Source organism: Allokutzneria sp. A3M-2-11 16, from assembly GCF_024213555.1.
Lineage (GTDB): Bacteria > Actinomycetota > Actinomycetes > Mycobacteriales > Pseudonocardiaceae > Allokutzneria.
In genome coordinates, this window is the sequence record NZ_JANAVO010000004.1 from 273,518 (window position 1) to 296,714 (window position 23,197).

Consider the following 23,197-nt stretch of genomic DNA (forward strand, 5'->3'; position numbering starts at 1 on the left):
GAGGTCGATCGCCAGAAGATCGTCGACGACTTCGACGCACTCGTCACCAACGGTGAGCTGACCGGGATCACGAACGTGGCCGAGGTGCGCCGGATCGGCCCCGGCACGTACATGATCATGGTCGACGGGGTGGACGACCCGGGCCCGTGGGAGATCTCCGCCAAGCTCCGCAGCAACCACCGGCGCCACCTGCTCCTGCGCGTGGTGCCCGGGGTGCCGGGTGAGCCCACCGTGCTGCGGCCCAACGAGGGCGACGCGGACGCGATGGTCATCGGCACCGACGCGCGCGCCATGATCAGCGAGATCCGGGGGTGGGCCGCGGAGATCCGCCACGGGGCGACCGGGGTCGCCGGCCAGGCGAACTTCGTCCGGATGGAGATCGGTTCCGGCAACCTCGGCAGCTTCGTCGGCCGCGCCACCAGCCAGCTCGCCGGTGGTGGGGCCAGCCCGGCCAAGATGCTCTTCCAGGTGCTCAGCACGGCCGTCGCGATCAGCGTCAACAGCGTCGTGACCGGCTGGAACATGGCGGGCAACAACATGCGGGACAAGGTGAACGGCTACCTGATGTCCCGCGACTCCGCGCTGATCTCCGACCACCGGGCCCAGTACGCACTGGCGTACGGCCACGGTTTCCTCAACGCAGAGCAGCAGCTCCGGGACGTCTACCTGCAGTTCGCGGCGGTCACCGGCGAGCTGAACCCGGTGACCGCGCAGATCCTGCGCGAGCTCAACGCCGACGAGAACGCCGTGCCGCACGAGGTCCTCGACCGGCACGGCATCGACGGGAGCGCGCTGCCGGAGAACTGGACCGACGCCGATCTCGACCGGCTGGCCCGGCAGACCCACCCGGACGCCGAGCTCCCGCCCGCGCCGGTGGAGCACGAGATCATGGCCTCCGACATCGAGCTGCGCCAGCTGCCGGTGGGCATGGCCTCGGTCGAGTGGGTCGCCGGGCTCGCCGAGCTGGACCACGAGACCGGGGTGCGGTTCGAGATCCTCGACCCCGCCGACCCCCGGCACACCTCGACGCTGGAGCGGCTGGAGCGGGAGCTCGCCCTCGCCATGATCACCACGGAGGCGGACGAGCAGGGGATCAGGACGATCTACCTGTCCCCCGGCGCCTTCTCCAGCATGGAGATCCTGGTCGACGCGGTCGCCGAGGAGCTGGCGCACCGCGACCAGCTGCGCGACGGCCACACCCCGGGCAACACGCCCGTCGACGTGCTGGAGCGCAACGCCCGGGCGCACGCCGAGGCGGCCTTGCAGCGCCTGCGGGACAAGCTCGCCCAGGGCCCGGCGATGCCCGACACGCGGTACGCGGAAGAGGATTTGGCCCAGGGCCCGGTCCCGTACTTGTTCCACTCCCCGGGCGTGACCCCCCAGAACGGCGATGGAGGAGACGACAGTGGCAGTGCAGTTTCGGGTGACGATCGTGGACGACCTGCCGACGAGGTCGGGACTCCTGGTGTCGGGGTACCTGACGGCGGGGACGATGACGGACGACGTGCTGCTGCGCGATCCGGAAACGGACGGGCAGTGGCAGGTGCTCGGGGTGGAGTTCCCGACACCGAGGGCACGGGCCGAGGGCAGGACGACGGTGCTCGTGGAACGGTCGGAGACGCCGCCGCGGCCGGGGATGACGCTCGTCAGCTGACCCGGCCCGCGGCCACCGACGTCCCGCCGAACACCGGCCAGGGCGTCCCGGCCGCCGCGATCGACTTCATCGCCTTCCACGCCAACGCGTTCCGCGCGCTGGGCGGAGAGGTCGTGATCGTCGACGGGATGGAGGACAGCCGGTGGATCGGCTTCTTCGAGAAGGCGGCGGCACTGGTGGCCGAGCCGACCGGCGACCCGCAGGCCGACAAGGGCCGCCAGTACCTCAAGGACGCGCTCCAGTACGGCGAGAAGATCCTCGTCGCGCACGTGAACGGCGAACCCCACGCCGCGGCCCGGATCACCGAGTCGAACGGCACCGTCGAGATCTCCGCGCTCGGCAGCTCCCACGAGCCCGGTGTGCGCGGAGCCGCGGTCGCCGTCGAACTCGTGCTCGCGCAGTACGTGGTGGACAACGACCTGGCGGTGGCCAGCGTCGCCGACGCGGACTCCAGGCCGTTCCACAACGCGATCGGCCGCCAGCTGGACAAGACCGTCGCCCGGTTCGGCGCCGAGGACCTCAACTCCTTCTGGTCAGCGGAGGACGCGCGGCAGATCGTCGACGGCGTCCAGGGGCGGATCGCCACCCAAGCCGAGCCCGCGACGGTGCCCCGCCCGCCCGCGATCATCCCGCCGCACTCCGGCGAGGACGTCCCCGCGGAGGCGCTGGACTTCATCGCCTACTACACCGACCGGTTCCTCGGCGACGGCGGGCGCATCACCGTGGTCGAGGACGGTACGGCGAGGGCAGCCGAGTTCGAGCGGCAGGCGCTGGCGCTCACCCAGAGCGGACCGGAGAGCACGGAGCGGGAACGGTACGGCCGGAAGAACGTGCTGGAATCCTTCCGCAAGGACCACGACTTCGTCATCGTCGCCCACGACGCCAACGGCATCCAGGGAACCCTGAGCGTCAAGAAAACCGACTCCGGCTACGAGGTGCAGGGGCTGGGCAACGCTTACCGCGGTGCTTCGGGCGCGGGCACCGCCCTCCAGTACGCCCTGGCCGACCTGGCCCACCGGGACGGCACCGGCGTGCGGAGCGGGTACTCGAAGGAGGACGCCGAGGGCTACCACGCGGTCATCGGCCGCCGCCTCGACGAGGTGGCCTACCAGCTCGACGACGAGTACCTGTACCTGCTCGACGTCCACGCCGACTCCGAGGAGCCCGAGGCCGACGCGCTCTACCAGTTCGGCACCGAGTTCCAGGACAGGGCCAAGTACAACTCCGTGTGGACCGCGGGCGACGTCGAGCGGGTCGCGAACGGGGTGCGGGAGCGCCTCGGCGGGCGCGGCTGGGAGTCGCCGGAGGCCGACCCGGCCAGCACCACGGGACGGGAGCTGGCCAGGGCCGAGAAACTCCGCATGGTCCAGGAAGCCGCGGAGAAGGCCGGGCTCCTCGAACAGCTCAACGGTGTCACGGTCGTCCCGATCGACGACGCGCCGACCGTGGACTGGATGCGGGAGGAGAACGCCCGCGGCTCCACGCCGGTCGAGAAGCACGGCCGGGAGATCTGGCTGAGCCCGGCCGCGTTCGCCAACCAGGACACCCTCATCGAGGTGCTCGCGCACGAGCTCGCGCACGCCCAGCAGCTGCGCGCCGGGCTCACCCCGTCCACCACCAGCGTCAGCGTGCTCGAAGCGCACGCCCGCGCCTCGGCCGACGCCGCGCTCGCCAGGGCTCGCGGCGAGACCCCCGCCGAGGTGCGGTTGCCCGAGCGCACCGGGCAGGCTCCGACCTCTGCCACCGACGAGATCCAGCACCTGTTCGAGGGCTGGCCGCCGATCGAGCCCAACGTCGGCCGGGGTGTCCCCGAGCAGGCCATGGACTTCATCGCCGACCACGTCGGGCAGTTCTTCGCCAGTGGCGGCCGGATCACCATGGTCGCCAACGACACGCCGGAGTGGGCGGAGTTCGAGCGGCAGGCGCTGGCACTCACCCGGAGCCGGGGGGAGACGCCCGAGCGCATCGAGTACGGGCGGATGAACGTGCGCAGCTCCTTCACGCAGCCGCACGACGTCGTCCTGGTCGCCCACGACGCCAACGGGATCCAGGCGTCGCTGGGCGTCAAGATCGAGGGCGGCAGCCTCGCCGTGACCGCGCTCGGCAACGCCTACCGGGGCGTTCCCGGCGCGGGCACCGCGCTCCAGTACGCCCTCGCCGACCTCGCCGCACAGCAGCAGCGCCAGGTGGTCAGCAGCTTCGAGTTCGACAGCCTCGCGCCCTACCACCAGGCGATCGGCCGCCGGACCGGCGACGAGGCCGAGCAGGTCCAGCCGGGCTTCGACGGACTCGGCTCCGTGTGGACCCTCCAGGACGCCGCGCAGGTCGCCGACGGCGTGCGGGAGCGGCTGGGCGGCCGCCGGTGGGAGTCCCAGGAGGCCGACACCGTCGACGTCGCGGAGCGGGAGCGCGTCCAGGACGAGAAGCTCGCCGCCGTCGAGGCCGCCGCGGAGCGCGCCGGGCTCACCGCCTACCTCGACCTCGTCGACTACGTCGAGTTCATCGACGACGCGCCGACGCTGGCCTGGATGGAGCGGGAAGGCGCGCTCGGGGCGACCCCGGTCGACAAGGGCGGCGAGGAGATCTGGCTCGCGCCGGGCGCCTTCGCCGACGAGGCGACCCTGATCGAGGTGCTGGCGCACGAGCTGGCCCACGTCAAGCAGCTCCACTCGGGCCTGGACCCCACGAACACCCCGGTGAACGTGCTGGAGACGCACGCGCGGCTGGTCGCCGAGGTGGCGCTCGCCAGGGCGGGTGGCCAGACCAGGCCCGACGTGCCGCTGCCCACCGAGGACTCCTCGCGGGTGGACAAGGACGAGATCCTTACGCCGTTCCTCTTCCACAGCGAGGACCACGGGCACACGGCACCGTCGATCGACGCGATCCCACCGAACACCGGCCTCGGGGTGCCCGACGCGGCCGTCGAGTTCCTCGCCGCACAGGCGAAGGAGTTCCTCGGGCGGCACGGGGCGTTCGTGGTCCTCGACCCGAGCACGAGGAACGCGGACATCGTCGCCTTGGAGCAGTTCCGCCGCATCGCGGCCGAGCTGTCGGACGACGAGGGCGGCCCCGCGCTGCGCGAGGCGCTGGCCAACGGTGAGGCGTTCGCCATCGCTCACGTGGAGGGCCGGGTCGAGGCCGTCATCGGCTTCACCAACGCAGACCAGACCTCCTTCGAGGTCATCTCGACCGGCAGCACGAACACCGCCGCGCTCGGCACCGCCGAGTTCGCGCTGATCGAGCGCGCGAACGCGAACTGGCTGCCCGTCAACGAGAACATCGACCAGCGGTCCGAGCAGACCGCGCTGCACAACGCGATGGGGCGCAGGCTGGGCGCGGAGCACCCCTCGTTCAACTCCGCCTGGTCCGTGGAGGACGTGCGAACGCTCAACGACGCGGTCAACGCGCGGCTCACCGGTGCCCCGGCTTACCTGCTCCTGAACGAGCGGGGCGAGTCCGTCGTCACGCTCGACGAGCTGGTCCCGGCACTGCGCGCGATCCCGGGCGTGCGGGTCGAGGTGGCCGACGGCGCGCTGCCCCGGATCACCTTCACCGAGTCCGGGACGACCGTCGAACTGAACGTCGTCCGCAAGTGGACGGCGGAGCGCACCTCGACCGACGTCCGGTACAGCCCGGCGGGCGGCCCGGCCGTGCTGACCGTCTCCCTCGGCCACTTCAAGACCAAGGCCGAGGTGCTGGCGCAGCTCGCCGAGCTGGTGGCCGTGTTCGGCGCGGAGGCGGCCCCGGCCGACATCGCGCTCGTCCCCGCCGACGTGGCCGGGCGCCTGGCGAAGCTGAACGTGATCGCCGACCAGATGGTCACGACCTTCGACCCGGAAACCCGCGAGGCCCTGGCCGAGGAGTTCGGTTTCACCGCGCTCCAGCTCACCGTCCCGCAGCCCGGTGGCGGCGTGCTGACCGTCGCGGAGGCACTGCCCAGGTTCGTCGAGGCGGGGCTGCTCTCGCCGCGCGCCCGGGCGATGCTGCGGGAGCAGGCCGCGTTCCGGGACGTGGTGGTGGCCCCTGACGCCGACGCCGTGGCGGCCACGCCGGTGGCGCCGATCCAGCCGCTCGCGCCGCGCCCCGCCTTCAACAACTCCCCCCGCGACAGGGTGAAGCTGATCGAGGAGCTGGCCGTCTCGGGCGCGGTCGCGGAGCTGACCGCCGAGGCCGAGGACGACTTCTCCTCCGTCGAGGTCACGCTCGGTTCGCTGGAGTTCGAACTGATCGTCCTTTCCGGCAACACTCCGAACGAGCACATGATCCCGCAGGCGACCTTCGGGTTCATCCCGCTCGTGGAGGCGTCCGCGCCGCTGTCCAGCATGGTGAGGACGGATCGCGACAAGCAGCAGAAGATCTACCTCATCGTGCCCGCCGAGCTCGGCACCGACCGGATCACCCGGGAGATCGCCTACTACCTCGGTGGCGTCGCGGAGAACGTCGAACCGCCGAAGGCGAAGGCGACGGAGGCGGAGCGGGCCGCGGCCGAGCAGGAGGAGCGGCGGCGCAGGCACCTCGCGGGTCAGGTCGCGGTCCTGAACCTCGTGGCCTACCAGTGGTCGGTTCGCTTGCAGGACAACGGTTTCGACCGGGAAGCGCTGGCGGCGGCGCAGGCGGAGATCCTGGACTTCGCCGACCAGGTCCTCGTGGCCTTGCCGGAGGACGGGCGCGCCGCGTTCATCGACGAGCGGCTCTCCGCCCCGGCGCGCACGTTGCTGGGCGAGCGCGAGTACCTGCTGCGCATCGCCGCCAGGGACGCGCTCGGCGCGCTTCCGGAGTCGCAGCAGCAGCGGTTGCCGGGAGACCTGCACGGGGTCGCCAACACCGACGTGGACCTGATGCGCGAGGCCGCGGGCCCCCGTAGGCCGCGGACGGCAGCGCCCGAGCAGGAGTTCCCGCCCGCGGAGGTCACCCGGGTCCTCGACGAGCGGGAGGGTCTGCGGGCGCCGTTCCTCGGGCACGAACTGCTCGCCGCCGACCACCGGCCCGACTCGCGGACCAGGGAGGGCCTGTCCACCGCGATGCGGGCGGTCAACCCGCTCGGCGCGGCCGATCCCACGGTGGCGCTCAGCGACGCCGACGCCGCGATGGCGCTGCACGACCACCTGTCCGAGACCGCCCGGTCGGTGGTCGCACCGCGCACCTTCGACGGCTTCGCCGACGGCGACGTCACCAGGCCCACCGGCACGGAGTCCGGTCGTCTCGGCCGCCTGGAGGACCGGGGCGGCCGGTTCCAGCGGGTCCCCGCCGGGCAGTCCCCGGCCGAAGCGCTGACGGGGGCCCTGCGGTCCACCGCCAACGGGTTCGCCTATGTGGTCGTGCACCGAGCGGGCCCGGACGGTGAGCCGGTGTCCCGGGTGTACGGCGCGAGGATCGCGGACGGCGAACTGGTCCTGCTCGACCCCGCGCGAGTGGACTTCGCCCCTCTGTCCACATTGGACGATGGAGTGCTCGCCGTCGACGTGATGGTGTTCGAGGGCAATCAGGCCAGGCCGGTGCCCCGTCTCTCGCTGAGCCCGATCACCTCGCGCCCGCCGACCGCCGCCTACCTCGAAGCCCTCCCGGACTTCGAGCGGCGCGGGTGGATCGAGACCGGCCTCCGGGCCATGCGGGCCGAACAGCGCGGCCAGGACATGAACGCCGTCCTCTCGCCGAACGCGGCCCAGCACTTCGCCGGGTTCCGGGACCGGGCGGCGCGGCTGCAAATGCGCGCGCTGGCCGAGACCGCGGACGCCAGGAACAACCCGGAGCTCTTCGGCAAGGCCGTGCGCCAGTGGGAGGCCATCGCCCAGTGGCGCGGCGTCACCCTGGAGCAGCTGCTCGCCACGGCGTGGCAGGCCGGACTGCACTCCCTGGCCGAGGTCCGCACCGCGGACGTGGGCACGCCGACCCTCTACGACCTGGATGAGGGCACCAACCCGAAGAAGACGCACAAGCTCAACGAGGACCTGGCGAAGCGGGCGGAGGCGCTGCGCGACGCCGAGGTCAGCGAAGAGGCGCAGCGGGACCTGACCGCGTACCCGCACGTGTTCGCCGCGGTGAACTCGCTCTACGACGCGGAGCTCCCGTCGAACGAGCCCGCATCGCCCTACCTGCGGCCCGGTGGTCTGCTGCCGCCGTTGACGCTGGAGCTCCAGCAGGCGGGCAAGGCACTCGGCGCGGACGCCTCCGGCAGGCTCGCGCCCCGCCAGGCCCCGAAGAAGCTCGCCAAGTGGATCTTCGACGTGGATGCAGCGAGCCCGGTGGAGAAGCTGCTCGCCCTCAAGTCGATGTACCAGGACGGGCGGCTGAAGCTGCCCGCGAAGGAAACCGTCAACGGCTACGAGCGCAAGCAGACCAAGAAGGGGACCGTCGCCGAGCCGATCCGCGGAGAGCTCGACCCGATCGGCCGGTTGTCCCTGGTCACCGGCGCCCAGGTGCAGACGGTGGCGCGCTTCGCGCCCGCCCGGACGCCGGACGAGGAGGTGCGGCGCCTCGCCCAGCACCAGGCGGCGGTCGCCAACCAGCTCCGCGAGGTCGTCGGCGACGGCGGGATCGCGATGATCCTGCACATCACCGAGGACGACCCGACCGGACGGCGCGGGGCCGTGTTCCTGGTCAACCACGGTGGCGAGATCCACGTCCACGCCGCCGAGGACATCGAGATCGACAAGCCGTTCGCGAAGGTCGAGGGAGTCACCAAGCGGCTCCTCTCCCGCCGCGGGTCGAACCCGCCGATGGCGGAGATCCGCGACGTCAGCCGGGTGGACGTCGTGATGTTCAACAGCGACGGCAGCCAGGCATACCTGCCGGTCGCCGTGCCGAGCGAGCTGAACACCGTCCCGCCGAGCGCGGCGGTGCTCGACGACCAGGCCCACACCGCCAGGGCGCGGGCCGAGGCGGTCGCCGTGGCCGGGGCCCACCTCGCGGCCGAGCTGGAGATGCCGCGCGGGCTCACCCCCGAGCTGGTCGAGATGTACTCCTCGCTCTCCGACCAGCGGGCGAAGGCGCACTTCCACATCTGGTTCAACGCCACCGGCCAGAACGCCGAGAGGCTCCAGCGGGCGCTGGAGTCCTTCATGGCGCTCGCCGAGGACCGGGCGCTGCGCGACGGCGAGGACGTCCCGACGCTGGAGACCGCCCTCATCGCGGCCTGGCGGGACTCGGCAGGTGCGTATCTGACCGATCGCGCGCCCGCGGCGAACACCGCGGAACTGGTCGACCAGCTGCCGCACGAAGTCGCCCAGCCGTTGAACGCCGCGCTGGCCGACTCGGTGCGTCCGGCCGACCCGCACTACGCCGACGCCGTCGACATCACCGCCCACCAGCACCCGGCGACCACCCCGGTGGAGATCGCCGAACTCCGCGCCCGCGCGGGTCTGCCCGCCGACCACCTCCCGTCCGCGGAGTCCGACCGGCGGCTGGCCCGCGCGGCGTTCGCGGAACAGCACGAGGGCAACGCGGAAATGCTGGCCCTGCTGGAGGATCACGAGTTCTACTACGACCGCGGCGGGCGCACGATGGTCCTCGCCCACCGCGGCGTCGGCGCGCTGGTCGACCTCTACCACTCCCCCGACAGCCCGCGGAGCCCGCGGAACCCGACCGTCTACGTCAACCGCACGACCGGCCACAAGCAGGACTGGACGGTCGACCGGCACCGACCGTCCACTCAGGACGACCGGACCTTCGGCATGCTCGTCAGCCCGTCCGATATCTCCGGCGACCTGGTGCAGCACAGGGACCTGTTCCAGGCCATGCTCGGCTTCGTCGCGACCGATCCGGAACACGCGTTCGCCCAGTTCCAGAACCACCCCAACGAGGCGGACCTGGTCGTGGTGACGCCGTTCCAGGCGGTCTCGGACGGCTCGACCGCGGTTCCCGCGGGCCGGGTCCCGGTCGCGGTGACCCAGCAGCTGCCGACCTACGACCAGGGCGCCGAGGAGCGCACCCCGCACTGGATGCGGCTCTGGGAGAAGGTCTACTCGGTGTTCTCGGCGCCGCAGGCGTCGTACCTGGCCGACCACAGCCCGCTCACGGCGAGCGAGTTCGGCAAGGTCGTCACCTCGCTGACCGGTCTGCCGACGCGGACCGCGCCGGTGGCGACGACCGAGCTGCCGCAGCTGGTGCGGACCCTGCACAACCAGAACCTGCCGATGTACGCCCTGCTCGGCGAGGACTCGCCGAGGTACGTCGCCGTGATCCCGTTGTCGGGCGACCAGGTGCTGGTGCCGAGTCACCCCGACCACCCGGGCGGCACGGTGCTGACCGTCGCCGAGCTGGCCGCGGCCGTGTGGACGACCGCGCTGGTGTACCCCGACAGCTCGATCACCGTCGACGTCCCCGCGTCGACCATCGCGACGCCCTTCGCCGAGAACGGCCGGATCACGGTGGTGCAGCCGGGAACGGCGTCGTGGGACACCTTCGCCCGCCAGGCCGAGGCGCTCACCCGGAGCGAGCCGGGCACGTCCGAGCGGATCCGCGCGGGCCGGGACAACGTCCGCGACGCCTTCCGCACCGAGCACGACTTCGTCGTCGTCGCCCACAACGACGACGGTGTCCAGGGCGCGGTGAGCGTCCGGGTCACTCCCGGCGGGCTCGTCGCGGTGCGGTCCGGCAGTGCTTACCGGGGCACGACGGGCGCCGAAGCCGCCGTCCAGGACGCCCTCGCCAAGCTCAACGAGGACCACCTGGCGGGCCACGCCTGGCAGGACCAGGTGGCCGACGCCCCCGCCCAGGCGCGGGTGATGGGGCTGGTCCACGAGCAGTGGATGGCCGAGGTCCACGAGGCGGCCGAGGCGGCCGGGCTCGGGCACCTGCTCCAGGGCGACAACGCGGTCAAGGTCGTCCTCGTCGACGACGGGCCGACACTGGACTGGATGGCACGGGAGGGCGCGCCCGGCGCCACGCCCGTCGACAAGGGCGGCAACGAGATCTGGCTGGCGCCGAGCGCCTTCGCCGACCCGGAGACCCGCATGCGGGTCGTGATCCACGAGCTGGCGCACGCCCAGCAGCTGCGCGCCGGGCTGAGTCCTGCCAACACCTCCGTCGCCGTGCTCGAACAGCACGCCCACGACGTGGCGAACGCCGCGCTCGCCGGAAACCCCGGCACCGTGCCCATGCCCGCTCCCGGGAACCCGAAGGAGGGCGGCGAGCACGTCCGCTTCCTGTTCCACGGTGACGGCCACGACCACGCGTCACCGGCGGGCACGGTCGAGGGCCTGGCCGCCGTCGACGAACTGTTGGCGGTCATGGGGCCGCTACCCGGCATGACCGTCGAGACGGAGGGCACGGACCTGCCGCGGGTCACCTTCCACAGCTTGGGCCGCTCCGTCGACGTCGCGCTGCGCACCACCACCGACCGCGACACCCGCTGGGCGCATTCGTCGACGTACACCAGTGCCACCGGCCGCACCGTCGCCATCATCGAGGTCCCTGCGGGCAAGGACGTCACCGACGCGGCGGTCGAGGTCGCGGAGGTGCTCGGGACCGTCGGGGACTCGCTGCGCCAGGTCGGCGCTCTGGACGAGCTGAGCACGCCGAGCATGAGCGACGGCGAGCCCACGAGGCACATGGCTCACGTGCGCCGCCGCCTCAACAAGCTCAACGCCCTCGCCAACGCCCTGGTCGCCACCGGCATGGCCACGGGTCCCACGATGAGCGCGCCCCACGGTGGTCCGGAGGTCTCGGACCTCTGGATCGAGTTCCGTGCCGAGACGTACGGGCTGGTCGCCGAGGTCGGCGAGGACGGCATGGCGCGGATCATCCAGGGCGGCGGCCTCTCCCCCCGCGCCCGGCTGGCCATGTCCACGCTGGCGGACTGGTTCCAGATCACCCGGGTCGCCGACGAGGGCCTGGCCGGGCTCGACGCCGGTCCCGACCTGCCCGAGCCGCTGCGGGCCGCCCCCGCGCGCCGGGGTTTCGACGCCGCTTCGGGCGACGTGGCGAGCGTGCTGGACGACCTCGTCACCTCCGGCGCGGTGCCCGGACTGACCCACGGCGAGCACGAGTCCGGCGGGCCGGTGGCGATCACCCTCGGCTCCACGCGGCTGAACCTGGTCACCGGCACGATGTTCGGCACGCCGGAGGGACAGTACGGCCAGCTCTCCGCGTTCCAGGTCCGGGAGGGCCAGGCGAACATCAGGTTCGGCACGTACCGCGACACCGGCGACGAGCTGGGCTACCAGCGCGTCGTGCGCGAGTACGCCTACCACCTCGGCAAGCTGGCGCACGAGGCGGCGGAACCGACCGGGCGGCTGCGCCGCCTGCTCCCCCGCGGCCCCAAGGCGGCCAGGGTCGACGCCGAGACGGCGGGCCGGATCGCCGTGCTGAACGTGATGGCCGCCCAGTGGGCCACGGGCATGCGGGAGGCGGGCTTCGACCGGGCCGCGATCGCGTTGCTGGAGCAGGACTTCCTGGAGTTCGCCGATCGCGTGGCCGCGGGGCTGCCCGCGGACGCGGAGTGGACGGCGGTCAGCGACGCACGGCTGAGCGAGACCGCCCGGCTGCTGCTCGCCGAACGCGACTACCTGCTGCGGCTGTCCGCGCGCGAGGACCTGGCCGCGCTGCCCGAGCAGGACCAGCGCGCCCTGCCCGAGCACACGTGGCAGCTGACCAACGCCGACGCGGTCGACGCGGTCGCCGGGGAGCCGCTGCCGACTGGAACGGCCGACGACACCCCGCCCGCTGAAGTGACGCGCGTCCACGACGAACGCGGTGCCCTGCGGGTGCCGTTCCACGGGCACGTGGTGTTCGGCGCCGAGTTCCGCCACGAGGGCGCCCAGTGGACCAAGGCCGAACTGCACGCGGCCATGCGCGCGGTGAACCCCGGCGGCACGGCCGATCCCACGATGGCGCTCAGCGATGCCGACGCCGTGCTCGCCCTGCGGGACCGGGTCCTCGGCACCGCCCGGTCGACCGCCGCGCCCCGGACCTTCGACGGTTTCACAGACGGCGACGTCACCAGGCCCACCGGGCGCGAAGTCGGCCGGTTCGGCCGCATGGAGGACCACGGCGGGCGGTTCCAGCGGGTGACCGGCGACCCGGCCGAGGCGATCGCGCAGGCTCTCGCGGGGACCTGGAACGGGTTTGCCTTCGTGGTCGTGCACCGCCCCGGTCCTGACGGCACACCGGACTCCCGGGTCTACGGCGCCAGGGTCGCCGATGGTGAAGTGGTCCTGCTCGACCCGGCGCGGCACGAGCTGACCGCTCTGTCCACTGTGGACTTCGCGGGCACCGTGGTCGATGTGCTGGTGCACAACGGAGAACGGGCCAGGCCGGTGCACGGCCTCCCGCTGAGCCCGATCAGCTCGCGCACGCCGACCGAGGAGTTCGTCCGCGACGAGGACCGCGCGGACTGGGATGCCCTCGCGCAGCGGGTCCAGCGGGCCGAGGACAACGGTGACGTCGGATTCCTCCCCCTCCAGGCGGCCGAACACCTCGGTGGGCTCACCGACCGGGCGGCACGCACGGAACTGATCGCGTCGGCGATCCTCATCGCCCGCGCCGAGGCGAATCCGGACGCCATCACCAAGGCGGTGCGGCAGTGGGAGGCCATCGCGCGGTGGCGGGGGATCAGCCTGGAACAGCTGCTCGCCGAACGCTGGCACGCCGGGCTCGGCCAGCTGGCCACGACCGGCGACGCCGCTGAGCACGCCCCGCAGCGGTACGACATCGGGGAAAGCAGGCTGCGCAGGGCACTCGGCCTGGACGGGGCGAAGGCCCGCGCCGAGAACCGCAGGCACCAGGAGCGGGCGATGCAGCGCGTCGCCGAAGCTCCGCGGGCGACCCGGGAGCACCTGGCCACGTCCAGCCCGGAGCTGTGGGCGCTGCTCAACTCCGTCTACGACGCGGCGGACACCTCGGCCGAGCCCGGCACGCCCTACCTGCGGCCCGGCGGCCTGATCCCGCCGCAGCGGTCGGAGGTGGAGGACCTCGCGAAGGCCCTCCGGGACGGCAACGGCGTGATCGCGTCCCACCAGGAACCGGCGACCTGGCGCGGGCCGATCCAGAACAGCGCCAACAGCAGCGCCTACCAGGACTTCCTCGCCGCGCGCTCGATCTACGTCAACGGTGTGCCCAAGCTGCCCGCCGAGGCGACCGTCGACGGCTTCACCGACGGTGACGTCACCAAGCCCTACGGCGCGGAGATCGCTCCGCACAGCCTGGTGGAACTGGTCACCGGGGGGCGCGTCCAGACCATGGCCGAGGTCACCCCCCTCGCCGGTGACGCGGGCAGGCACCTCTCCGAACTGGGCCGCGCCCACGCCAGGATCGAGGGCGAGCTGCGACGGGCGGGCGAGGGCGCGATGGCGCTCGTCCTGCACATCACCGACGACGACCCCAGGGGCGAGCGCGGCGGCCTGATCGCGGTCAACCACGGCGGCCGGATCGAGTTCATCGCCAAGGACGGCGTCGAGGTCGAGCAGCCGTACGCGGAGACGCGGCGCGGCACGAACCCGCCCAAGGCCGAGTTCCCCGGCACCCGCCGGGTGGACTTCCTCATCATCGACGGCGCGGGCACGCCGGTCGTGACGGACCACCCGCTGAGCCGGTTGAGCACGACGCCGCCGACCGCCGAGCGGAACCGGCTCCTGCACGAGCAGCTGGCCGAGCTCCGGCGGACCGAGCGGGAGAACACGGCCGAGGCGGACGCCGTGCTGGTCGCGGTCTTCGGGCTGGAGAACGCCGTCGCGCTCCTGGCGGGCGATCAGCCCGTGCCCGCGCCGCGCGGGCTCTCCACCGAGCTGACCGAGATGTACGAGACCCTGACCGACCGGCGCGCGCAGGCCCAGTTCCACCTCTGGTTCGACACCGCGGGCAAGGACCCCGCCGTGTTCCAGCGGGCGCTGGAGTCCTTCATGGCCATCGCGCAGGACCGCGCGGTCCGCGACGGCGACGTCGTCGCGCCGACGCTGACCGACGAACTGCGCACCCTGTGGCAGGAGCAGGTCGAGGCATTCCTGGGCGCAGACCACCCCGCAGTCATGAACACCCCGGTCACGGCGGCTCACAACGGCGCCGAGCGGGTCCGGCGGACGATGACCGTCGCGCTGAACACGCGACTGGCGCCGCAGGTCAACCTCGCCGAGCCGGTGGAGAACAACGCCGCCCTCCAGGCGTTCGCGGAGAACGCGCCGCGGCTGCTGCCGGAGCTGAGCGGGCGCGAGGTGCTGAACGGGCTGCGGCGGCACACCGACCCGAACCGGCCCGCGCTCGTCGCGTTGGCCGCCAACGCCCTCGGCCTGCCCGCCACGTCAACCCTGGGGTTCCAGTTCATCAAGGACGGCGTCTTCCTGGTGATCGCCTCCGGTGAGCCGGTCGGTGTCCTCAAGCTCTACGACGGCTGGGAACGGGGAAGCCACTCCGCGGTCGGCCGGTTCGCGCGGGAGATGCAGGGCTTCGCCTCGGTGCTGGAGCTCTTCGAACAGCGGGGCCGGGCGATCCCGGTCGTGCCGCCGGTCGAGGCCGGGGTCGTCGGCGCCCCGGGTGCGCCGGGCACCTCGGGCCTGACCATCACGCGGTTCGTCCCGGGCGCGCGGTCGCTCTACGACGTGCTCGTCTCGCCGGACTCGGCCGAGGACCTGATCCGCGGCAGCAGGCGGGCGGGCGAACACGCCGGGACCCTCGGCGCGCTCTCGGTGGAGGAGGACCAGCGCCCCGAGCCGTTCCAGATCCCCGAGGACCGGCTCGCCTCCGCCCGGCTGCGGTCGGTGGCGCGGAACGGGGAGCTCGCCGCCGCCATCGGACTCGACGCCGATCTCGCGGACATCGAGCACGCGGTCCTGGCGGCTGAACAGGAGCTGGGCAGCACCGACAGCGGTCTGGTCTCGCGGACGCACAACGACTTCCACTTCGGGAACCTGCTGCTCACCTCGGACGGCGAGGTCGTCGTCATCGACCTGGAGAAGATGGCGAACTCGCTGCTGGCGGGCGGCGCCGCGACCAGGACCGCGCAGGACCTGCCCGCGATGAACGAGCCGGGCGAGCAGCCCGTGCTGGCGCACCGGGGCGATCCCCTCGTGGACTTCGACCTCTTCGTGACGGAGGCCCACGCCCACCTCAAGGACGACCTGCCGAAGCTGCTCCGCGTGGTCAACGCCTTCGCGGAGGGCTTCGAGCAGCAGCTGCCCGGTGTCCTGACCGAGCGCAGGCTGAACTACCTGCTGCTCCAGCTGTACGTCATCGACCTGGGTGTGGAAGCGGGCCGGAGGGCGACGGATCAAGCCGAAGCCGCGCTGACCAACATCCGCGTGCTGCTCGGGATCGGCTCGGACGACACCGCGGACCTGTTCGCGGCGCTCGACGACGGCGCGCCCACCGTCGAACCGCTGCCAGCGGAACGAGAGCTGCGGGAACAGCTGTCGGGCGCGGTCGTGTCCGGCACGGCGACCGCCACCGGCCCCGACCGGTTCGAGGTCAGCGAGGGCGGCGAGCCGATCGGCGAGTACATGCCGCTGCGGCCGCACGGCGACTTCGACGGCGGGCTGGACGGCAGGCCGCGCCGCGTGGTCGGCGCCTCGCACGTCGCCGAGGAGCTCGACCTCGCCGACCTCGTCACGACGGCCACCGTCTGGGGCGACGGCCCGCACGGTCCCGGCGGTGCCGTGCACCGGACGGTCCCGGACGCCGAACCGGGCCACCTGAACACCCGGGAGTACCCGGAGCTGGACCAGGAGTGGGCCGCGGTGCTCGACTACGCGATCGGGCACACCGGCCGCGGGTACGGGACGTACGCGACCGGCCCGGACGGCCAGCTGGTGCTGACCGTGAACCACACGTCCTTCCCGCCGAGGAACCCGCGCGGGGTCACCGCGAGCTGGAACGCCATCCGGTCCGACTTCGTGGCCGAGCACGTCGGTGTCCGGCTCGACGAGGACACGATGATCAAGCTGGACAACGTGCGCACCGACGTCCTCGCGGAGCGGTTGCGCGCCGACGGCTTCGACGAGCACGAGGTCGCCGGGGTCATCGCGCGGATCGAGGAGATGCGCGACCAGGGCATGATCACCGGCCGCGCCTGGGACGGGGAGATCCAGTTCGCCGACGGCGGCCCGGTCGACCTCGCCCGCTTCGCCGGGACGGCCGTTCCGGACGAGTTCGCCGGGATGGGCCTGGAGGACCTGGCGGGCCTCGGCGCCCTCGCCGAGGTCGCCGAGGGGCTCAACGACGGCGAGGCCGGGCTCGCCCGGCGGCTGGCCACGCCCGAGGGCGGCCAGGTGCGGCGGGCCCACGGCGAGTTCCAGGTCGGCCCGGCCGAGGACCCGGCCGGCACGTTCGTCCCGGACCAGGAGAACCCGCGGTTCCCCGGCGAGCCCGAGGCGGTGCCGAACCGCCTCGTCGCGCACTGGCGGACGCTGGACGTGGTGAAGTGGCAGCACCTCGGCACGCCGACCACTCCGTGGAACAGCCCGCTGGGCCGTGGTGCGGTGCAGCAGCACGTTCCCGGCGCCACCGAGGCCGGGCCCGTCAGCACCTACGACTCGCTCGACCGGCAGCGCGCCGCCGCGGTGCACTACCTGCTGGCCAAGACCGGCGGCTCCGCCACGCACGGGACCAGGGCGGACGGCGGCCTGGTGCTCTTCGGTGACCCGGACTCGCTGCCGACGCGGGCGCAGGCGGACCTGGCGACCACCGTCATCACCTCCGACTTCGTGCTGGACCAGGTCAACCTGCCCTTCGACCCGCGGGTGCTGGCCGAACTGCACGAGGTCGAGCCGGAAGCGCTCGCCGCGGCGCTGCGCTCGGCTGGCCTCGACGAGTTCGAGGTCCAGGCCGCGCTCGGCCGCCTGTGGGAGATGCAGCAGCAGGGGAAGATCACCGGCGAGGCGTGGGACCGCGTCATCCGGGGCGAGACCCTGCCCGGCGAGTACACCTGGGTCCCCGACGACTTCGGCACGCGCGCGTCGACTCCGCGGCCCGGGCTGCCCATCACGGCGGAGACGGTCCAGCGGGCGGCCCAGCTGGCGGGCCTCACCGGAGACCTGGCCCTGATCCAGAACCTCGTCCTGGAGCACGGCGAGCAAGCGCTCCGGATGATGCGGCGGGAAGGCGCGCTGGGCGCCACCCCCGTCTTCGCCCAGGGCGACCCGCGCAACGGCCGGGAGATCTGGCTGACCCCCGACGCCTTCGCGGACATGGAGACCCTGGTCGGGGTCCTGGCCCACGAGCTCGCCCACGCCAAGCAGCTGCGCGCCGGGGTCCGGCCCGGCAACACCTCCGTCGACCTGCTCGAAGACCACGCCGAGAACGCCGCCGCCGTCGCGGTCGCCCGGCTGCACCCCGACCGGCCGCAGCCCGCGGTCACGCGCACGCCCGTCATCGGCCAGGAACCACCGGTCGAAGCCAGGCGGCCCGTCACCCTGCCCGACGCCGACTTCGTGGACGTCCTGTTCCACGGCGAACACGATCACGGCGCGCACGGCATCACCGAAGACGGGTCCAGCGCGGCGGAGCGCGAACTGCGGACGGAGCTGGCCGGGGTCACCACGGCCCCGTTCCAGCTCCCGGGCTCATCCGCCCACGTCGTACCGCTGAACCCGGACGACAAGGCCATGGTCAAGCCCGATCCCGACAACGACTGGCCGGAGAGCCACGCCGTTCGCGAGGTCGCCGCCTACCGGCTCGCCGAGGAGCTCGGCTGGGCCGACCTCATCCCGGTCACCACCGACTGGACGGACGGGGACGACCGCCGCGGCGTGGCCCAGCGGTGGCTCGCGGACTCGCGCCCCGCCTACCCGGACCTCGCTCAGTACGACGAGATCGACCTCCAGCGCGCCGCGGTCCTGGACTACGTGATGGGCAACCGCGACCGCCATCCCGGCAACTACATGACGGTGAACGGGAAGCTGGCGCTGATCGACAACGCGCTGAGCTTCCGGAGCCCGCGCGCGCGGTCCGACGCGATCATCTCCGAGTTCGTCACGCGCGTGAAGAACAGCGGCAGGCAGCTGGACCCGCGGGTGCTCAGCGCGGTCGACGCGATCGACACCGTCCAGCTCGCCCAGCGGCTGCGGGCACTGGGCATCGCCGAGACGGAGATCTCCGCCGCCCTGGCGCGGCTCCAGGAGATCAAGGACAACGGCACGATCACTGGCAGGACGTGGCAGGGCGCGATCGTGAGCGGCCGGAATCTCCGCACGGCGCACCACGCCGCGGATTCGGGCGACGACGTCTACGGCGGTCTCCCCCAGACCATGGCGACCGTCCGGGAGGCCGCCGAACGGGGCGGGCTCACCGAACAGCTCAACGCCTTGGACGACGTCATCATCCGCAACGACGTGGACGCGCACGATCCGGCCAAGCGGTCGCGCGGGAGTTCCGGGGACCAGGACAGCCGGGTCATCATGTTGGCCCCCAACGCCTTCGCCGACATGGACTCCCTCATCCGGGCGCTCTCCAAGCAGCTCCGGATCACGTCCTCGTTCGACGTCTCACAGCTGACGGGCATCCCCGGGGTGACCGTCGCGGCCACGCCGGGCGGTCTCACGGTCGTCTCCCAGGAGTTCCTGACGACCGCGGCCCTGACGGTGGTGCACGATCCGCACGGGGACTTCGACAGCGTCGAGTTCGTCGAGGACGTCGCCACCGGCCAGATGATGCTGAAGATCACCATCGCCAACCGGGCCGACTCGGCCGACACGGCGTGGAGGGTGGCCGAGCAGCTCGGCTGGGGCCTGGTGGAGGCCTACGACTGGCGGCCAGACCGGGGGAGCCAGTACCCGCTGAACAACCCCGTCGTCGGTCTGATCACCAAGCTCAACGTGCTGGCCGTCCGCATGGCGACCACGCAGGACGCGGACCTCCGCGAACGGATGCTGGCCGAGGCGCGCGACACCGTCGAGGCACTGGTGCAGCGGGCGGGCGATGACCTGCTGGAGCGGCCCGCCGTCACCCGGCTGCTCGGCTCCGACGCGATGAACTTCGCGGTGGGCGTGCTCGGGGTCGAACCTGGGACGCGGGCCACGGACCGGGAAACCAGCGAGCCGGACAGGGCCCCCACCGCCGCCGCGACGACCGAGACGCGACCCGAGACGCGGCAGGAACCAGAGGCGCGCCAGGAACCCCAGGCGCCTCAAGCACCGCAGGCACCGCAGGCACCGGCGTTCCCGCCCAACACCGGGCGGGGAGTCCCGGCGCAGTCGATCGACTTCATGGCCTTCGAGGCGCACCAGTTCTTCAGCACCGGCGGCAAGAGCCTCTTCGCCGAGCGGGACACGCCGAACTGGCGCTGGCTGACCGACGGCCTCCGCCACTACGCCGCGAACGGTGACCGGATGGCCGCCTGGATCCTGAGCGAGCTGGCCTACTCGACGGTCGCCGTCGTCACCTACGGCGAGCAGGGCGTGCTGGCCGCGACGGCCTTCAACGAGACGGCTGAGGGCCTGGCGATCCGGGCGTCCGGCGCCCTCGCCCACGCCGTGCCCCGGGCCGAGACCGCCGCGCAGTTCATGCTCGCCCAGGCCGCCGAGCAACGCGGGTTCGCCATCCTCGGCCAGCGGGGCCCGAACGGCGGGTACCACACGGCGATCGGGCGGCAGCTGGACCTGCACGCGCTGCGCCGCGACCCGCGCTACCGGCAGATGGAACAGCTGTACGGGCCGGGAGAAGCGCTCGACCGGCGTCGCGCGGAGTTCCCGAACGACCCCGTCCACGACTCGGTGTGGACCGTCGAGGACGTCCAGCAGGTCGCCAGGCAGGTTCGGCAGCGGATGGGCGAGCTCGCGCGTCCCCCGGCCCCCGGGCTCAGCGCCGCCGAGGTGTCGGCCGCTGCCGAGGCCGCCGCCCGGCGGGTCGCGGAGACGATGGACCTGGCCCTGGCGACGCCGATGCACCCGCTGCCCCAGGTCGGCGAGGACCCGAGGAACGGCCCGGCGATCGCGGAGTTCGCCGCACGGGCACCCCGCCTGCTCGACGGGCTGAGCACCCAGGACGTGACCAACGCGCTGCTGCTGGACACCCACCAGCAGCGACCCGCGGTCACCGCGCTGGTCGCGGGGGCACTGGGCCGCACCGATCCGCAGAACCTGGCCTTCCAGCCGATCAAGCAGGGCGTCCACTTCGTCGTCGACACCACGACGGGGGAACGGATCGCGGTCGTCAAGCTCTACACGGAGTGGGGCGGCGACGTGGGGACCGGCCGGTTCATCCGGGAGATGAAGGCCTTCGCCGCCCTCGGCCGGGCCGGTGACCCGATGGCCGTGGTGACCCCGGTCGAAGCCGGACTCGTCGGCGCGCCGGAGGACGACACGAAGGCCGGGCTGATCATCTCCCCGGTCGTCCCGGGTGTGCGCCCGCTGTGGCAGCTGGGCGCCGCGGTGCGCGAGACCGAGAAAACGGGCGACCCGGGCGCGCGCGAGGACGCCATGGACGCCTGGGTCGACGCGAGCCGCCTGGCCGGGGAACAGGCCGCGCGGCTGCACCGTGCGACCCTCGACGAGCAGCAGACTCCCGAGCCCTTCGAGCCCGCCGACGACCACCTGGCCTCCAGCATGCTGCGCGCGCTGCGCGGCAACGCCCGCTTCGCGGAGTCCATCGGGCTGGGCCGGTACTTCGCCGGGCTGGAGCGGGCGGTGCTGGCCGCCGAGGGGGACCTGGGCGGCCTGGACAGCGGCAAGGTGGCGCTGACCCACAACGACTACCACGCCGACAACATCCTCATCGGCCCCGACGGCCGACCGCACATCATCGACCTGGAGCTGCTCGCGGAGTCGATGGACACCGAGGGCCGTCCCACCCGGACGCCGCAGACCGTCGGCGACCACCACGTGAACCCGGTCATGGCCCAGCAGGGCGATCCCCTCGTCGACTTCGACCTCTTCGTCACGGACCTGTACAAGAAGCTGCCGGAGGACCCGGACACGGTGCTGGAGGCGATCGAGGGCTACGTCGAGGGCTACAACTCGGTCCTGCCCGGCATCGTGACCGAGGACCGCGCGAGGTACGTCCTGACGTTGCTGCTGCTCGGCAGGCTCGCCAGGGTCAGCGACCTGCCCGAGAGCGTCGCGTCCATGCCCCACCAGCTCGCGGCGGCCGAGAAGGCGCTCGAGAGCCTCCGGGACCTGCTGGGCGTCACCGACGATGTCGCCGCGGCCGCGGAGCCGGTGCCGGTCGCCACCGACGACGCGCTCTCCCCCGCCGAGCGCGTCGCCAGGACGATGGAGCTCGCCCTGGGCGCGGACCTGCAGCGGTTGTCGGTCAACCAGGAGCCGGTGGCCAACCACGACGCGATCCGGGAGTTCGCGGGCAACGCGCCGCGCGTCCTGCCCGGCATGGACATCGCCGACGTGTCGGGGAGCCTCGAGCAGACCACGCACCAGCACCGCCGGGCCGTCGCCGAGTTCATCGCCGCCTCCCTCGGCCGCGACGACCCCGGGAACCTGGTCTTCGAGCCGCTGCAGGACGGTGTCTACCTCGTCGCGGTCGCGACGCCCGGGACGGGCACCGAGGCGATCGGCATCGTGAAGCTGTACAGCGCCTGGGGCTCCGGCATCACCGCCAACGGCAAGTACCTGCGCGAGATGCAGGCGTTCGCCGCGGTCGCCGAGGCGTCCCGGCGGTCCGGCGTGCCCGTTCCGGTGGTGATGCCCGTCGACAGCGGGTTCGTCGGGGCTCCCGGCGACCACATGGCGACCGGCGTGACGGTCTTCCCCTTCGTCCCGGGCGCCCGGGAGGTCCTCGACCTCGTCAACGACGTGCTGGACGCCGGTGACCAGCAGGAACGGCAGGAGGTCTGGTCGGCGCTGCTGGGGGTGGCCCGGCAGGCGGGCGGGCACGTCGCCTCGCTGCACCGCATGTCCGAGGACACCGGGGCGGCACCGGAGCCGTTCCGGATCCCCGCGGACCAGATGCCCTCGACCGTGCTGGAGCGACTGCGCGGCCACTCCGACTTCCTCCGCCGGTTCGGCCTCGACGCCGCGGCCTTCGAGGCCCTCGACGGCCTGGTCGTCGCCACCGAGCTGGACCCGGTGCGGGCCGACAGCGGCAGGGTGGTGCTGACCCACAACGACCTGCACCTCAGGAACCTGCTCGTCGACTCCGACGGCAACGTGCACATCATCGACGTCGAGCTGATGTCGGACTCCCTGCGCCCGGGCGGCGTCCCGGCCAGGACCCCGATCGCGCTGCCCGACGGCACTGTCCCCGAGGAAGAACTCGTCGTCCTGGCCGACTACGGTGACCCGCTCGCCGACGTCGACAAGTTCATCTCGCGCCTGTACTTCGAACTGCGCGACGACTGGAACAGCCTCACCCAGGCCGTCGACGCCTTCGTCCAGGGCTACGAGGCCGTCTGGCCCGGGGTGGTGACCGAGGACCGGGTCACCCACATCCTCCTGCTGCTCTCGCTCACCGACCTGGAGAACATGGCGGTCAGCGAGCAGCGCGACGAGTTCTGGGTCGAGCGGGACCAGGAAGCGGCCCAGGTGGTGGCCAACATCCGGGCCCTGCTCGGCCACGACGACAGCGGGATCACCGAACAGGTGGCGGTCGAGGAGTTCTCCGGTGCCGCGGCGGACCCGCGGCACGCCACCCCCTCGGCGCGCGTCGAGGCGACGATGGCGCTCGCCA

1 protein-coding gene (only partly in view) is annotated in these 23,197 nt (G+C 72.7%); it reads left to right on the forward strand.

All 23,197 nt of this window come from inside a single coding sequence — locus NLX83_RS25320, phosphotransferase (RefSeq protein ID WP_254237653.1), on the forward strand. Of the gene's 71,064 coding nucleotides, 42,591 precede the window and 5,276 follow it; the stretch shown corresponds to coding positions 42,592-65,788 — codons 14,198 (complete) to 21,930 (partial); the first codon wholly inside the window starts at window position 1. Both codon boundaries (start and stop) fall beyond the window edges.